Source organism: Bradyrhizobium sp. CCBAU 11357, from assembly GCF_028128865.1.
GTDB lineage: Bacteria > Pseudomonadota > Alphaproteobacteria > Rhizobiales > Xanthobacteraceae > Bradyrhizobium.
Window position 1 is genome coordinate 1 of record NZ_LBJW01000001.1, and the last position, 15,856, is coordinate 15,856.

Annotated in this window: 16 protein-coding genes and 1 pseudogene; 6 read left to right on the plus strand and 11 right to left on the minus strand. The window is 64.5% G+C overall.

Annotated features, from left to right (window positions below; all coding sequences use genetic code 11):
• The 3 genes and pseudogenes from XI05_RS00005 to XI05_RS00015 all read right to left on the minus strand — a co-directional run.
• Positions 1-282 (minus strand): annotated as a pseudogene (locus tag XI05_RS00005) (DUF2147 domain-containing protein); the annotation flags it as partial.
• 201 nt (positions 283-483) lie between these two features.
• Complete coding sequence (locus tag XI05_RS00010; protein ID WP_271497641.1) at positions 484-984, minus strand: hypothetical protein; 501 nt, start codon at positions 982-984, stop codon at positions 484-486.
• A 1-nt stretch (position 985) separates the two neighbouring features.
• Positions 986-1,777: a transporter substrate-binding domain-containing protein gene (locus XI05_RS00015; RefSeq protein ID WP_271497644.1), complete on the minus strand. Its 792-nt coding sequence runs from the start codon at positions 1,775-1,777 to the stop codon at positions 986-988.
• A 116-nt stretch (positions 1,778-1,893) separates the two neighbouring features.
• Here XI05_RS00015 and XI05_RS00020 point away from each other — a divergent pair, with 116 nt between their 5' ends.
• On the plus strand, positions 1,894-2,391 hold the full coding sequence (locus XI05_RS00020; RefSeq protein WP_212257288.1) for a DUF1993 domain-containing protein: 498 nt from the start codon (positions 1,894-1,896) through the stop codon (positions 2,389-2,391).
• 3 nt (positions 2,392-2,394) lie between these two features.
• Here XI05_RS00020 and XI05_RS00025 read toward each other — a convergent pair whose 3' ends face one another.
• The 6 genes from XI05_RS00025 to XI05_RS00050 all read right to left on the minus strand — a co-directional run bounded on the left by XI05_RS00025 (position 2,395) and on the right by XI05_RS00050 (position 8,511).
• The gene (locus tag XI05_RS00025; protein WP_271497647.1) at positions 2,395-2,886 is read right to left on the minus strand and encodes a hypothetical protein; all 492 of its coding nucleotides are present in this window, start codon (positions 2,884-2,886) and stop codon (positions 2,395-2,397) included.
• 167 nt (positions 2,887-3,053) lie between these two features.
• On the minus strand, positions 3,054-4,043 hold the full coding sequence (locus XI05_RS00030; protein WP_271497650.1) for a hydroxyacid dehydrogenase: 990 nt from the start codon (positions 4,041-4,043) through the stop codon (positions 3,054-3,056).
• A gap of 31 nt (positions 4,044-4,074) precedes the next feature.
• Entirely contained in the window at positions 4,075-5,175 is a 1,101-nt protein-coding gene (locus tag XI05_RS00035; protein WP_271497654.1) for an ABC transporter ATP-binding protein, read from the minus strand.
• 20 nt (positions 5,176-5,195) lie between these two features.
• A complete protein-coding gene (locus XI05_RS00040; protein ID WP_271497657.1) occupies positions 5,196-6,107 on the minus strand; it encodes a carbohydrate ABC transporter permease in 912 nt (303 codons plus the stop codon).
• Positions 6,107-7,045: a carbohydrate ABC transporter permease gene (locus XI05_RS00045; RefSeq protein ID WP_172789619.1), complete on the minus strand. Its 939-nt coding sequence runs from the start codon at positions 7,043-7,045 to the stop codon at positions 6,107-6,109. The genes XI05_RS00040 and XI05_RS00045 overlap by 1 nt, the downstream gene beginning before the upstream one ends.
• 125 nt (positions 7,046-7,170) lie before the next feature.
• The gene (locus XI05_RS00050) at positions 7,171-8,511 is read right to left on the minus strand and encodes an ABC transporter substrate-binding protein (protein WP_271497660.1); all 1,341 of its coding nucleotides are present in this window, start codon (positions 8,509-8,511) and stop codon (positions 7,171-7,173) included.
• A 465-nt stretch (positions 8,512-8,976) separates the two neighbouring features.
• Between XI05_RS00050 and XI05_RS00055 the strand changes: the two genes are divergently transcribed.
• Together XI05_RS00055 and XI05_RS00060 are read left to right on the plus strand one after the other, a co-directional pair.
• Positions 8,977-9,774 (plus strand): Spy/CpxP family protein refolding chaperone, encoded by a 798-nt coding sequence (locus tag XI05_RS00055; protein ID WP_271497663.1) that lies wholly within the window; start codon positions 8,977-8,979, stop codon positions 9,772-9,774.
• A gap of 112 nt (positions 9,775-9,886) precedes the next feature.
• Positions 9,887-10,264 (plus strand): response regulator, encoded by a 378-nt coding sequence (locus tag XI05_RS00060; protein ID WP_172789622.1) that lies wholly within the window; start codon positions 9,887-9,889, stop codon positions 10,262-10,264.
• Positions 10,265-10,299: 35 nt separating this feature from the next.
• Here the strand turns inward: XI05_RS00060 and XI05_RS00065 are convergent, their stop codons facing one another.
• Positions 10,300-10,512, minus strand: coding sequence for a hypothetical protein (locus XI05_RS00065; RefSeq protein ID WP_036039656.1), 213 nt, complete (start codon positions 10,510-10,512; stop codon positions 10,300-10,302).
• A gap of 140 nt (positions 10,513-10,652) precedes the next feature.
• Positions 10,653-11,624 (minus strand): glucokinase, encoded by a 972-nt coding sequence (gene glk, locus XI05_RS00070; RefSeq protein WP_271497666.1) that lies wholly within the window; start codon positions 11,622-11,624, stop codon positions 10,653-10,655.
• A 267-nt stretch (positions 11,625-11,891) separates the two neighbouring features.
• Between glk and pncA the strand changes: the two genes are divergently transcribed.
• From pncA to XI05_RS00085, 3 genes are all read left to right on the plus strand, one after another.
• Complete coding sequence (gene pncA / locus XI05_RS00075; protein WP_271497669.1) at positions 11,892-12,518, plus strand: bifunctional nicotinamidase/pyrazinamidase; 627 nt, start codon at positions 11,892-11,894, stop codon at positions 12,516-12,518.
• A 16-nt stretch (positions 12,519-12,534) separates the two neighbouring features.
• The gene (locus XI05_RS00080; protein WP_271497671.1) at positions 12,535-13,650 is read left to right on the plus strand and encodes an alpha/beta fold hydrolase; all 1,116 of its coding nucleotides are present in this window, start codon (positions 12,535-12,537) and stop codon (positions 13,648-13,650) included.
• A 142-nt stretch (positions 13,651-13,792) separates the two neighbouring features.
• Positions 13,793-15,826 carry an NAD(+) synthase gene (locus XI05_RS00085; protein WP_271497673.1) on the plus strand — a complete coding sequence of 678 codons (2,034 nt, stop codon included), beginning with the start codon at positions 13,793-13,795 and terminating at the stop codon, positions 15,824-15,826.
• Positions 15,827-15,856 lie beyond the last annotated feature (30 nt).

The window sequence follows — 15,856 nt, forward strand, 5'->3', positions numbered from 1 at the left end:
AGAAGCGGGCGCCTGTACGGCTGCGGGCGGCGCAGCAGGCGCGGGAGCTGGTGCCGGAGCAGCCGGCGCTTGCGGGTCGACCGTGGCCTGCTGCGGCGCCGTCTCGTTCTTCTTGGCCTTCTTCTGCTTGTTCTGGCCGGTGTTGTCGTAGACGCCGGGGATCTGCACCGTGCCGCGGTCGGGATCGATGCGGATGGTGCGCCCGCCATATTCGAACGTGTACTGCGCCTGCGCGGCGGTGCTCGCCAGAAGGAATGCGGCCGTGGCCAACAGCTTCCTCATTTCCGTCTCCTGAACAGGTGGTCCCCGCACCAACGCATACGCGCCGGCTCAATTGCAAAAAGTGATCTAGATCACTGTTCTCGGTATGTGTCGTGCTCGCACGGACCTTGGTTCAATAACGCCGAACTCGGTCCAGAATTGGACAGTGACCACGCCTGGTCCAATTCGGTGCAGACTGCGATCGGGATCAGCGCGCCGCGTCTACTTCCGCGGACATCCCTCGCTCGCCGCCCTTTGGGCGCGGGCCAGAGCTACATCATTCGCCCTGTCGGCATGGATATCGACCGAATCCACGAGGCAGGCATTAGCGCCATTGATCGCGAACACGGAGAGCTCCTGGAGCTTCTTCTCATCCTCGTCGACCGTTCGCCAAGTGCGGATCACGGCGGCCCTTGGGACGCCGGCACGCATGATCCATTGCACCTTCTCGCCAAACGATTTGCCGGCACCGCGCCATTGCGCGGTCGGCCCGGACACCTTTTCGATTTCGCGCCGAGGCGCGATCGTGAGCGATACGATGTTGCCTTCGTCGGCAAAGCTGATCACGTAGCCGGCCGGCCCGGGGCAGGTCCACAGACTGAGCTCCTCTGTCGACTCGTCCTTGCAGGTCGGCCCGGTCGCGGGTGTGAACTTCGTTTGCGCAAGCGCGCCATCGACCCCGCCGATCCCGAGCACAATTGCAAGCGCCAATTCCGTTCGCATGTCAGTCGAACCACGCCGCGTAGATCTTCTTGTAGGTGCCGTCTTCCATCGCAATGTGCAGCCACTGGTCGACGAAGGCCTTGAGCGCCATGTCGCGCTGGATCCAATAGGCCTTCTCCGAAAAATCGAACGGCTTTTCCGGATGCACCGCGCAGAGCACGCCGGCGTGCTGCTTCTGCTGGTAGCGTGTCTCGGAGGCGTCCGTCATCATCAGATCGGCATTGCCCTTGGCGATCTCGTCGAAGATCACGGTATTGTCTGGGAAGACGGTGATCTCGGCCTCCTTGATGTTGGCGCGGGCGAAGCGTTCGTTGGTGCCGCCGGGATTGACGATGATGCGGGTGCCCTTCTTGTCGATGTCGGGCAGCGTCTGGTACTTGCCGACATCGGCGCAGCGCGCGATCGGCGTCTTGCCCTCGCGCATGATCGGTGTGGAGAACAGGCCTTTCTTCTGGCGATCGAGCGTCACCGACACGCCGCCCATGGCGATGTCGAACTGGTCGGATTCGAAATCCTTCATCAGCTTCGGCCAGGCCGTCGGCACGAATTCGACCTTGACCCCGAGCGCCTTGCCGAGCGCTTCCGCCATGTCGACGTCGAAGCCGGAGAAACGCTGCGTGGTCTTGTCCAGATAGGTGAACGGCCTGTAGTCGCCGGTCATGCCGACGCGCAAGCTGCCGCGCTTGACGATCTCGTCGAGACGCGAGGGCGCCTGCTGCGCTTGGGCCGAAAGGCTCGCCAGCAACATCACGGCCAAGGCCGCCAAGACTCGAACGGATATTCGGACCATCATCTCTTTTCCACCCCTGCGCGAGCTGTCATTGTACAGCCGTTCGGACGTGGATTTAGACTAGATGCCCGTCGCTGGCGAGGCAGAAATCGAAGGGAATCCTTGAGGTGACGATTTCGATGTACGAGGTCTCCGTCGGCCTGTTCGTGCCCAATTTGCGCAACCTGTCGGCACTGCTCGACAAGGGCGTCGCTTATGCCCAGGCCCGCAAGTTCAATCCGGCGATTCTGCTCGGCATGCGCCTTGCGCCCAACATGTACGATCTGGCGCAGCAGGTCGGCGAGGCGTGCCGCCATGCCACGGTCGCGCCGGCTCTGCTGGCGCAGTGCGAGCCGGTGGCGCTGCCGGCGCTGGAGCACGACATGGCCGGGCTGCAGGCGCGCATCGCCACGTCGATCGAGTTCATCGAGAGCTTGCCGCGCGCGGAGATCGATGCGGCGGCAGAACGGAATGTCTTCTTCAGGCTAAAGAACGGCACCGAGCTGCCGTTCACGGGGCGGGCGCTGCTGCTGACGTTCAGCGTCCCGCAATTCTTCTTCCACGTCACCACCGCCTACGACCTGCTTCGGCACGCCGGCGTCGAGCTGGTGAAGAAGGATTATCTCGGCAGGAAGTGAGGCCTACGCTTCGCCCTTGCGCTCGTAGTCGGCAAGCGAGCTGCGGCCGGCGATCTCGCTGCGCAGCTCTTCGAAGCGCCGCTGCGCCTCGTCTTCCTGGGTGTCGACGAAACGCACCGCGGCCTCGCTTGTCATGGGACCGCTGACCACGGGCGCGGACTGCTCGCCGATGGTCTCGTGGACGTAGTACTGCCCGTCATCGCCGCGATGGACCGTCCACTTCAGACGGATCGCGACCATGGGTCCCGGACCGACCTTGCTGTAGCCGTCGGCATCGGTGTGCTCGGGCACCAGCGGCTGCTCCTCGACCACGGGATGCTCGTCGATCACCGGATGCTCGTCCACGATCGGCGGCTCGTCAGACGCGACGTGCTCACGCTCTCCGGCGACCACGATTTCGGTCTCGGTCTGGCGAATGACGAGAACGGGCTCGGGGTGCTCCAGGATACTGGCGATGGTCGCCAGTGCGTGGTCGGTCGGGTCGATCTCTGACAAGGGTCCATCCTCCAGCTCGCCGCGCCGGCCAGTCTGTCCCACCGCCGCCGCGTTTCAAGCCCATTACGCGCGTTTGATTAAGGCTGAGTTGGGGCCCGATCTGCACCAAAATGGGACGCTTTCTGGCGTTCCGAAGGCGGGCGGATGAGCCGCCGACCTTCGTCGCATCAGCCCAGCACGTCCTGGTTGATGACGTTCTGCCTGATGGGATCGCCGTCCAGCACGCTCAGGATATTGCGCGCGGTCTGCTCGCTCATGCGGCTCACCGCTTCGACCGTGACGCCGGCGACGTGCGGGGCCATGATGACGTTGGGCAGCGCGAACAGCGCGTTGCTGACCGGCGGCGGCTCCACCTCGAACACGTCGATGCCGGCGCCGGCGAGCTTTCCGGATTTCAGTGCGTCATAGAGCGCCGCTTCCTTCACGATGCCGCCGCGCGCGGTGTTGATGAGGTAGGATCTAGGCTTCATGCGGCCGATCCTGTCGGCATCGAACAGGCCGACCGTCTCCGGCGTCTTCGGGCAGTGGATGGTGACGAAGTCGGCGTGAGGCAGCGCGGCGTCGAGGTCGGTGACCGGCTCGCATCCGGCGGCCTTGATGTCGGCGGCTGCCTTGTAGGGATCATAGACCTGCACCTTCATCTCGAACGCCAGACAGCGCTTGGCGGTGCGGCTGCCGATGCGGCCGAAGCCGATGATCAGCACGGTCTTGCCGTAGAGGTCGAACGGCAGCATGCCGAGGCGGTCGGCCCAGGTGCCCTCCTTGACGCAGGAATGCAGCTCCTGCGCGCGCTTGGCCAGCGTCAGCATCATGAACAGCGCCGCCTCCGCAACCGAGGGCGAGTTGGCGCTGCCGGCGACCATCAGCGGCACCTTGCGGCGGGAGAGGGCGGGCACGTCGACGGCGTCGTAGCCGACGCCGATGCGGGTCACCACCTTCATGTCGCGGGCGGCCTCGAGCTCGGTCTCGCCGAAGGCGGTGGCGCCGAGCGCCACGCCATGAACCGGCGCATGGCTCTTTAGTAGCGCCTCGAAATCCCTGGCCGAGATCAGGTTCGGAAACTCGACGAGCTCGATATCATCCCGCTGGGTGAGGAGGGCACGCGCCCCTTGCGACAAGGTTTGTGTAACGAAAATCTTCTTCTTGTTGGTCGCCATCGCTTCCCTGCCTGCGCTTTTTGAGGCGGCGTCATAGCACGACGCCGGTCTCCTCATTTAGCAGGTGCATGTTGTTGAGGTCCATCGCCAGGCGCATGGGTGCCCCGTCCTTGGCGCCGGCATTGGGATCGACGCGGCCGCAGACCGGCGTGCCGTCGAGCCCGAAATAGACCAGCGTCTCCATCCCCATCGGCTCGGTGACGTCGAGCACGGTGTCGAACGTCTCGACCCCTGGACCCAGATGCGCATGCGACTCGGTGAGATGCTCGGGCCGGATGCCGAGCAGCAGCTTGTCGGTGCGCGACAGCGCGTTGTAGCGCGCGGCACGGGCCGGCGGCAGCGCGAAGGCGATGCGGTCGGTGAGGCGGAGCTGAAGCGTGCCGGCGACATCCTCGAGCCGGCAAGGAATGAAGTTCATCGCGGGCGAGCCGATGAAGCCCGCCACGAAGCGCGTCGCCGGCTTGTGATAGAGCTCGTTCGGCGTGCCGATCTGCTCGATCTTGCCCTTGTTCATGACGACGACGCGATCGGCCAGCGTCATCGCCTCGACCTGGTCGTGGGTGACGTAGACCGTGGTGGTGCGCACCTTCTGGTGCACCTTCTTGATCTCGATCCGCATCTGAACGCGCAGCTTGGCGTCGAGGTTGGACAGCGGCTCGTCGAACAGGAAGACCTTGGGATTGCGCACGATGGCGCGGCCCATGGCGACGCGCTGGCGCTGGCCGCCGGAGAGCTGCTTCGGCTTGCGGTCGATCAGGTCGGTGATGTCGAGAAGCCGGGCGGCTTCGGTCACCCGGGCCTTGATCTCGGCCTTGGGGTAGTGCTTGAGGCGCAGCCCGAACGACATGTTCTCGGCGACCGTCATGTGCGGATACAGCGCGTAGTTCTGGAACACCATGGCGATGTCGCGGTCCTTCGGCGGCACGTCGTTGACGACGTCGCCGCCGATCATGATGTCGCCGTCGCTGATGTCCTCGAGGCCCGCGATCATGCGCAGCGTGGTCGACTTGCCGCAGCCGGAGGGGCCGACCAGCACGATGAACTCATGGTCGGCGATGTCGAGGTCGATGCCGCGCACGGCTTCGACATCGTCGTAACGCTTGACAACCTTCCGCAAAGCAACGTCAGCCATCGAACTTCAGCTCCTCGTCATCAACCCTTTGTCGCGCCGGCGGTCAGGCCGGCAATGTAGTAGTCCATCAGGAATGCGTAGATGATCAGCGGCGGCGCGGCGCCGAGCAGCGCACCGGTCATGATCTGTCCCCAGTTGAAGACGTCGCCCTTGATCAGGGTGGTGGTGATGCCCACCGGCAGCACGAGCTGGTCGACCGACGTCGTGAACACCAGGGGATAGAGGAACTGCGCCCAGGACACCGTGAAGGCGAAGATGGTCGCGGCGATCAGCCCGGGCAGCGCCACCGGGATGAAGATCCGTGTCAGCGTCTGCAGCCAGGAGGCGCCGTCGATCAGCGCGGCTTCATCGAGCTCCTTCGGGATCGAGGCGAAATAGCCGATCATGATCCAGGTGCAGAACGGCACCGTCAGGGTCGGATAGATGAACAGCAGCACGTACCATCTGTTGAGCAGCGTGACGCCGGTGTAGTCCTGGACCAACGCCAGCATCTTGAACAGCGGGATGAACAACAGGCTGTCCGGGATGAGGTAGGTGAGGAAGACGCCGGTTGCCAGCGTCGTCGAGCCCCAGAACTTCATGCGCGCCAGCGCGAATGCCGCGGGAACGCTGATCAGCATGGTCACGAGGACGACCGCGAGCGAGACGACCGACGAATTCCAGAAGAAGCGCAGGAACTGGTTGGAGGTCAGGAGCTCGACATAGTTCGACAAGGTGGGGTGAAACACCCACCAGGGATTGGTCGCCGCCGATATCTCCGCGCTGCTCTTGAGCGAGGTGATCAGCATGTAGATCGGCGGCGTCAGGAAGAAGATCGCGAACAGCACCAGGAAGAAATAGGACCAGCGCAGCGCCCAGGCGCGGTCCCGGCTCATGCTGCCATACTTGACCTTGCGCGACGGTCCGGCCTTGTCGATTGCGAGCGTGCTCATCAGGCTTCATTCCCGCGTTTGGAGACATCGCGCAGGATGAAAATCGCTGCGATGGCGAGGATCGGCACCATGAACAGCGAGACGCTGGCGCCGAGCGGAATGTCGCTGCCTTCGATGCCGACCTTGAAGGCCCAGGTGGCGAAGATATGCGTCTGGTCGAGCGGGCCGCCCGAGGTCAGGATGCGGACGATGTCGAAATTGGCGAAGGTCACGATCAGCGAGAACAGCGCCGTGATCGCGATGATGTTCCGCATCATCGGCAGCGTGATGTACCAGATCTTCTGCCACCAATTGGCGCCGTCGATCGCCGCGGCCTCGTAGAGCTGGTCCGGCACCGATTTCAGCGCGGCCAGATACATGATCATGAAGAACGGCGCGCCGTACCAGATGTTGACGAGGATGACGGAAAAGCGCGCCCACACATTGTCGCCGAGCCAGTTGATCGGGCCGATGCCGAAGAACGAGAGCGTGTAGTTGAAGGCGCTGTAGGAGGGATCGAACAGCCACAGCCAGGCCAGCGTGCTCATCGCCGGCGGGATCACCCAGGGCACCAGCAGCATGCCGCGCCATTTGCGCTGCCCCTTGGCCGGAATGTTGTGCACGAAATGGGCGACGATGAATCCGATCAGCGCCTTGAAGAACACGGCCGTGACGGCAAAGATGCAGGATTGCTTCACCACCATCCAGAAGGTGTCGCGCTTGAACAGGAACAGGAAGTTGCCGAAACCGACGAACTTCTGCATCGACTTGTTCAGCGTCGCGAGATGGACGGAGTAGACGGCGGGATAGAGCACCAGAAGCGCTATCAGCAGGATCAGCGGCAGCGTCAGGAAGAACGCGACCGTCGATTTTCGTCCCAGGACATTGCGAAGGCTGGCCGGCTTGCGCGCGCGCGCCGCACGGACCGCTTGACCTTGCTCAACGACGACATCGGCCATGGCGTAGCTTTCTCGGAAATTGTCGACTGGCGAAGCCGGCCCGGTCGGCCGGCTTCCTCGATTGGCGGCACGCGATGCGTGGCGGCTCACGCCTCAAGCGTGAGCCGCCTGGCACACGCCCGGCATCAACTCCGCATGAAGCCCTCGCACTCGCCTTCGGCCCAGGCGAGCGTGGCCTCCATCTTTTCGCCCTGCGCATAGCGCAGCGCCATCTTGGTCAACGTCGCCTGGAAGTAGATCTGCTGCGCGATCTTGGGCGGCGCCGGAGACGCCGCGATCGACAGCGTCTGATGGTTGTTGGGGTTCGGATAGTGATACAGCGTCCCCTTCGGCGGCCCTTCCTCCGCCCAGGTCTTCAGCGTCGTCATGTTGGCGTAGGCGGGCAGATCGTAGCCGCCGCTCGCCGCGACGAACTTTTCGATCGACGACGGCTGCGACAGGTAGGCGAGGAGGCTCTTGGCCGCTTCCTTGTTCTTGCTGAAGCTCCAGAGCCCCCAGAAGTACGGCAGGTAGGGCGCGAAGCGGCCCTTGGGCCCTGACGGCATGCCGTGGGTCCAGCACTGCTCGGCGATTTGCGGCGCGTCGCGCCTTGCGACCGCCCAGGCGCTCGGCGGATTCAGGATCATCGCGCCGCGGCCCGAGATCAGCCATTTGTTGTTCGAGGCGTCGTCCCAGGACGGAGCGTCCGGCGGCAGGAAGGCGATCAGCCTCTTGTAATATTCGAGCGCCTGACGAACCGCATCGGTCTTCACCGTGACGTCGCCCTTGGCGTTGACGAGCTCGGCACCGAACGACTGGAAGATCGCTCCTGCCGTGTCGACGCTGTCGGTGGTTTCGCCGAGGCCGATCCCGAACGGCACGCCGCCCTTGTGGCAGGCCTCGGCCGCCTTGAGGAAGGTCTCCAACGTCCAATTGTCCGCCTTTGCGGGCGCGCCGGCAGGGTACAATTCCTGCACGTCGATGCCGGCATGCTTCTTCATCAGGTCGATGCGTGAGCAGGGCCCCTTGATCTGGCTTCCCGGGATTGCGGGAACGGCGAGCCACTTGCCGCCGGCCTGGCCGAGATATTTGACGGTGCCGTTGACCTCGCCGTTCTGCTTGATGAGCGGCTCCATGACGTCGTTCAACGGCTCGAGGCTTTCGGCGTAGGCGTGCGGCCACCAGGTCGGCATCTGCAGGATGTCGTGGCCGGATTTCGCCTGTGCCTCGGCTGCGACCGTGAGCTGGATCTTGTTGTTGTTGCTGGTGATGTAGTCGATCGAGACGTCGACCTTCTCCTTTTCGCCCCATGCTTTGACCATGGCGGTGGAGGCGTCGTTGGCATTCGGCACCCAATGGTCCCAGAAGCCGATCGAGAGCTTGCCGGCGGCGTAAGCGCCCCGGACATAGGGCGCCGAGATCAGCGCCGCGGAGGACATTGCAGTGGCAGCCACAAATTGACGTCGCGTCAGTGTCTTGCGTGACATCTCGTTTCCTCGCTTGGGTGTTGTTGTTGGAGTTTCCTCTGAGACTTCTTTCTTGAGTTCTTGTTGCTCGATTTTCTTGTTGGTGCCGTCGGCAGGCGTGAGGCAATTCACGCAGGTCGCGGCAAATTGGTAGCGCGATCAGATCATGATTGATCGCATCTGTCGAGAAAGCCGAATGGCTTCGCGTCTAAAACTAATGGTGTGCCCGGAAACGTCGCAACGCGTGGCGAGCGACGCGGCTGCAGGCGCGGCGCACGGTGTTTTTTGCGACGCACACTTCACGCCAAACGGTCTCAAACGCTGCCGTGCGCATTTACGCCGCAGTTTGGATAAACGCTTCGCGTGAAAGCCTTTTCGGGCGTGGACAGCAATCGGCCGCGTCTGGACCTCGAAGCGGCGGAAACGATAGAGTTGCGCCTGGCTGCTGACTCCCGCTGAATGGCGAGATCGATGATGGAGACGAGAATGATCAAACCGGCGCCACTCGCGCGGCTTCACCTGCGGCGATGCCTGGCGCTGGGGTCCGTGCTCGCGCTGTTGCTCGGGGCAGCCGCGGTGGCGAATGCTCAAGGTCTCGTCAAGGGCGTTCAGGAAGGCGCGGCGGCCGGAAACAAGGCGGCAGGTCCGGTCGGCGGCGTGCTCGGCGGAGCCATCGGCGGCGTGGTCGGCGTCTTCACCGGCGTGCTCGGCGTCGGCAACAATAGCAATCAGGCGCCGCCTCCCAAGGAGGCCGGCAAGGACGCGGCCAAGGATTCCAAGCAGCCGGGCGGGGCCAAGGACAAGGATGCCAAGAGCGCCAAGGGCAAGGGCGCCAAGGCGACCAAGGAGGCGAAGAACGCGCCGCAGGAAAACAAGGGCAAGGACAACAAGGAAGTCACGGTTCTGACTCAGCCCGGCGCGCCGCAGCTGACCGCCGAGCAGATCGTCGCCAACAGCGATTCCTACATCGAGCGGATCAAGAGCCAGCTGAACCTCACGCCGGATCAGGAAAAGCACTGGTACGGATTCTCCAGCGCGATGCACTACCTCGGGCATAATGGCGCAGAGCGGCTCAACCTGCGGATTGCACGCGCCAAGCGCGATCCGCCCGACGACATCATCGAGCAGATGCGCAACGAGGCCCAGTTCCTGATCGATCGCGCCGCCGATCAGCGCAACGTCGCCGACGCCGCCGAGCCGCTCTTTTCGAGCCTCGACGACAAGCAGAAGCAGGTGTTCATCCAGGAGATGGTGCGCCTCAGCCACGAGCGCGGGCTGGATTGATCAAGTTGAATCGGTTCGGGCGCGTCTGAATTAACGGCGCCCGCCACGAATTCGTGTATCCACAGCGCAATTCGGTTATGCTTAGCTTCGCAAGGCTGATTGCGGGGTTGATATGGCGGACGGACTCTCCGTTTTCCTGGTCGAAGACGAGGCGTTGATCCGGATGATGATCGCCGACATGGTGGAGGAGCTTGGCCACCACGTCGTTGCGGAGGCAGACAATGTGCGCGACGCCAGCGCCTTTGCCATGACCGCGCAGTACGATCTGGCCATCCTCGACATCAATCTGATGGGCGTCTATGTCGATCCCGTCGCCGACCTGATCGAACGTCGCGGAAAGCCGTTTCTGTTCGCCACGGGCTACGGTCCGGAGCTACTGCCGTCCCTGCTTCGGCGCAGGCCGATCCTGCGCAAGCCGATCGCGATGGATCAGCTCAAGGCAATGATCGATTCCATGTTTCCCGAGCCGTCAGCCAAAATCCCGAGCTGACCGATCGCGCCTTTGGCGCATGGGCGGAGAGGGGCTCAACCGGCAGGGTTGCGGCCGTTCCTCAGCACCCTGGCAATGGTGTGAGCCGTCATGGCCGCGCGGTCCGAAGCGCGCTGGGCAGCCAGCTGGTCGCGGGCCTTTTCCTCGATCAGGAGCTCGATGAGCGCCAGCCGTTTGTCTTCGCTGTCCGCTTCGCGCAACAGGCGGTGATAGCGGTGATAGTCGAAACCCGAGTCCTGTTTACGCATGTCACGCCCCCCGCAACTACGCCACACACGGGGAGATTGTTTCTCATCGGGAACACGCAGGCAAGCACGAACCTGCGTGGAACTGCAGGTGTCGCCCAATCAGCTGTGCATGACGGGAACTCGCCGCGCGGAGGTCGCCCTCAGCCAGGATTGTGCTCGGCAAACATCGTCAGGCCGAGGAAGCTCGCATCGGGCTTGATCACAAGCCTGGTCGGGATGTTGCGCAAATAGTCCTGAAACCGTCCCTTGGCTTCGAAGCGCGCCCGGAACGCCGAGGCGGCGAGGAACTCGCGGAAGCGCGGCACGATTCCGCCGGCGATATAGACGCCGCCGCGGGCGCCGAAAGTCACCGCGAGATTGCCGGCGACCGAGCCGAGGATGGCGCAAAACGTCTCCAGCGTCGCGCGGCTGACCGGACAGCTGTTCTCCAGTGCAGCCTTGGTGATCGCGGCGGCATCGCGATGCGGCACCTGAACGCCATCGATCTCGGCCAGCGCCTCGTAGAGGTTCTGCAGCCCGGAACCCGAGAGGGCGCCACGCTCGATGGAGACATGGCCGAGGCGCCGGCGCAGGCAGGCGATCATGCGCTCCTCGCGCTCGTTCTCGGCTGGCAGGGTCGCATGTCCGGCCTCCGTGACGACGGCCACTCGCGAACCATGGCGGTCGACCAGGCAGGAGACACCAAATCCGGTTCCGGGCCCTACGACCAGCAACGGCTCTCCGGGCAAGCCGTCGCCGCCGCCGAGCGGGACCAGGTCGGAAGACTCCAAGGCGGGCAGGGACCAGGCCACCACCTCGAAATCGTTCAGCACATGGACGCTGTCGAAGCCGAGCGCGCCCTGCAGCTCGTTGCCGTCGATGACCCAGGGGCTGTTGGTCATGACGCAGCGATTGTTGGTGACGGGACCCGCCACGGCCAGCACCGCGCGATGGGGCCGCTCGCCGTTCGACCGGCGCGCCAGCACGTCCGCGATGGCTTCGCGGACGGTCGGGAAGTCCGCGACCTTGACATAGTCGATCGGTCCGGTCTGACCGCTCGGGCTCAGCGCGAAGCGCGCATTGGTGCCGCCGATATCGGCGAGAAGAATTTTTCCGGTCTTGCCGATATTCATGGCCTCATCGCCGCCACGACCTTCAGGCCCTGGCAGCCCTGTCCTCCGCTCCTTCGACCCGATCCGCCTGGCGCGGGCGGTGCGAGAATCTGCCCTTGGGTGCGCCTAGTCAACACGGACGAGGTCAAACCGTTGCATCGTGGCTGCTTGCACTGACCAATTCGCGCAGCTGCCGCGCGCGCCAGTGGTTGCGAAGCAGCGCGGGAAGGCCGACACTGAGCTGGCTCGCCCGGTGCCCTCGCGCCCGGCAGATCGAATGGGACGGCGATGAAGATTTCCGACCGCGACGTGCTGCTGGTGATCGACGTACAGAACGACTTCTGCACCGGTGGGGCGCTCGCCGTTCCCGGTGGCGAGAAGGTCGTCCCCGCCATCAACAGGATCGCCCAAAAATTCGCCAATGTGGTGCTGACGCAGGACTGGCATCCGAGCGACCACGCCTCGTTCGCGCCGAACCATGCCGGCAAGCAGCCGTTCCAGACCATCGAGCTCGACTACGGACCGCAGGTGCTCTGGCCGACGCATTGCGTGCAGGGTACGGCCGGCGCGGAATTTCATCGCGATCTCGACGTGACGCAAGCGAGCCTCGTCGTGCGCAAGGGCTTTCGCCGCGGCATCGATTCCTATTCGGCGTTGTTCGAGAACGACCATCGGACACCGACCGGGCTGCTTGGTTATTTGCGCGAACGCGAGCTGAAGACCGTCTTTGTCGCCGGCCTGGCGCTGGACTTCTGCGTCCGCTTCTCGGCGGAAGATGCGCGCAAGGCGGGGCTGGAGGTCGCCGTCATCGAGGATGCCTGTCGCGGTATCGATCTCGACGGCTCGGTCGCGGCGACCCATCGGAGTTTTCGGGACCTCGGCATTGCCGTCGTGAGCCTCGAGGCGTTTCTGTGAGGATGTCGAGGTAGCCATGGTGGACAAGACCGCCAAACCGCCACGCGGGCCAGGGCAGGCCCCCGATGATCCGCGGCTCTGGCCGTTCGCCGCGGCGCAGTTCGCCATGGATGCCTGCTTCTGGTGGCTGGAGCGGGCACCCGAGAAACAGGGTGACAGCAGCCTGCCATGGACGACGCCGAGCCGCGTTGCGCTGGAGCTCGCAACGATGCGCTTGCGCGATTGCTCGCAGACCCGGTCCGGCCAGCCGGCGCTGGTCTGCGCGCCCTATGCGCTGCACCGGGCCCTGATCGCCGATTTCGCCCCGGGCCACAGCGTGGTGCAGTCGCTGCAAAATGGCGGCATCGACCGGGTCTATCTCACCGACTGGCGGTCGGCGACGCCTGACATGCGCTATCTCTCGATCGACAGCTATCTTTCGGATCTCAACGTCGCCATCGACGAGATCGGCGCGCCGGTCGATCTCGTCGGGCTGTGCCAGGGCGGATGGCTGTCGCTGCTCTATGCCGCGCGCTTTCCAGCCAAGGTGCGGCGGGTGGTCCTGGTCGGTGCTCCCGTGGACCTGTCGATCGAGTCCTCGCTGTCCCGGCTCGCCCGTAACGCACCCGAGCTGGTCTATGACCAGCTCGTCGCGCGCGGCGGCGGCAATGTCAGCGGCGAGGAGATGCTGCGCTTCTGGTCCAAAGCGCCTGACCACGATGCTATCGTGGCGGCATTGCAGCGGGATCTCTCGGACGAGCAGGGCACTGAGCTTCTGGCGCGGTTCGACCATTGGAACGCCGAGACGCTCAACCTGCCGGGCACTTATTATCTCGAGATCGTCAACGCGATTTTCCGGAAGAACCGGATCGCCGAGGGCAGTTTCGTCGCGCTCGGCCGCCCGATCGATTTGAAGGACGTCAGGGCGCCGATCTTCCTGCTCGCCGGGCTCGACGACGATGTGGTGCCGGCGACGCAAGCGCTCGCCACCGCCGGGCTCGTCGGCACACCACCAGCCTTCATCGCGGCTGCGTCCGAGCCCAGCAACCATCTCGGCCTGTTCATGGGCGCGCGCACCCATGCGCATGCCTGGCCCCGGATCGCCGGGTGGCTGCGCAGCGATCTGCCCGGCGTGCTGGCCCGCAGCGCCTGAGCTCGCCGGCATAGGACCGGCCGGGGCGCAAATCCGTTATGCATGATGCCGGATGGCCTGCACGGGGCCAGACCGATGGGCTACATATGACCGGAGCTGACGGCGGCGGCCGCCGGCAAGAGACTTAAGGGTGCTGCGCTCGATGACTTTCCACTCGATTTACGCCCAGGGATTTGCGCGCGTGGCGGCCTGCGTGACCACCTCCCAGGTCGCCGATCCTACGGCCAATGCGAAAGCCGTCCTGGCGGCGGCCAATGCCTGCCATGAGCAGTCGGTCGCGGTTGCCGTGTTTCCCGAGCTGTGCCTGTGCGGTTATGCCATCGAGGACCTGGTGAAGCAGGATCCGCTGCTCGATGCGGTCGAGCGCGGGCTGGCAGGGATCGTTGAGGCCTCCGCGGGGCTGATGACGGTCCTGATCGTCGGGGCGCCGCTGCGCTTTGGCAATCGCATCTACAACTGCGCAGTCGTCATTCATCGCGGCAACGTCCTCGGCGTCGTGCCGAAATCTTACTTGCCGACCTATCGCGAGTTCTACGAGGGTCGGCATTTCGCCTCCGGCGCCGGCATCGCCGGCGAGACCATCGCCTTTGGCGGCATGAACGCGCCGTTCGGCGTGGATCTCCTGTTCGCGGCCGAGGACGTTCCGGGCCTCACCATCGGCGTCGAGATCTGCGAGGACATGTGGATCCCGGTGACGCCGGCCTCGGAGCTCGCGCTTGCGGGCGCGAGCGTGCTGATCAACCTCTCGGGCAGTCCGATCACGATCGGCCGGGCGCGCTCGCGCGCGTTGCTGTGCCAATCGACCTCGGCGCGCTGCCTCGCAGCTTACGTCTATTCCGCAGCGGGGGCTGGGGAATCCACCACCGATCTCGCCTGGGACGGCCAGACCTCGATCTACGAGAACGGCGTGCTGCTGGCTGAGGGCGAGCGGTTCCGCCAGGGCGGCCAGATCACGCTGGCCGACGTCGATCTCGACCTGCTCAGGCAGGAACGCGCGCTGATGGGAACGTTCGACGACAACAGGCGGCAGCGCGAGGCATTTTTCCGCAAGGTGACATTTGCTCTGAAGCCGCCGGCGGCCGATATCGGCTTCCTGCGCAAGGTCGAGCGCTTTCCGTTCGTGCCGAGCGATGAGAGCCTGCTCGAGCAGGACTGCTACGAGGCCTACAACATCCAGGTCGCCGGGCTGGTGCAGCGCATGCGCGCCACCGGCACCAAGCGCGTCGTGATCGGCGTGTCGGGCGGCCTCGATTCCACCCATGCCCTGATCGTCGCCGCCAAGGCGGTCGACCTGCTCGGTCTGCCGCGTGAGAACATCCTGGCCTACACCATGCCCGGCTTTGCCACCGGCAGCGAGAGCAAGACCAACGCGCTCGCGCTGATGAAGGCGCTGCAGACGAGCTGGCAGGAGCTCGACATCCGCACCACGGCGACGCAGATGCTGAAGGATATCGGCCATCCCTTCGGCAAGGGCGAGAAGGTCTACGACGTCACCTTCGAGAACGTGCAGGCGGGCCTGCGCACGGACTATCTGTTCCGGCTCGCCAACCATCACGGCGGCATCGTGATCGGGACCGGCGATCTCTCCGAGCTTGCGCTCGGCTGGTGCACCTATGGTGTCGGCGACCAGATGGCGCATTACAACGTCAACGCCGGCGTGCCGAAGACGCTGATCCAGCATCTGATCCGCTGGGTGATCTCCTCAAAACAATTCAGCGACGACGTCAACCGGACGCTCGGCTCGATCCTGGCGGCCGAAATCTCGCCCGAGCTCGTGCCGGTCGAGGCCGGCCAGAAGCCGCAGAGCACGGAAGCGTCCGTCGGACCTTACGAGCTGCAGGATTTCAACCTGTTCTATACGCTGCGCTTCGGCATGCGGCCGTCCAAGATCGCCTTCATGGCGCTCCAGGCGTGGAAGGACGTTGCCAAGGGGGAATGGCCGCCGGCGTTCCCCAGCGACCGGCGCAAGGCCTATGATCTCAAGGAGATCCGCCGCTGGCTGGACGTGTTCCTGCGCCGCTTCTTCGCCTTCAGCCAGTTCAAGCGCTCGGCCATGCCGAACGGGCCGAAGGTCTCGGCCGGCGGCTCGCTGTCGCCACGCGGCGACTGGCGCGCGCCCTCGGATTCGAGCGCGGCGGCATGGCTCGAGGATCTCGAGCGGAACGTACCGAACTGATCGGAGCAGCGGATCGGGTGGGGATGATCG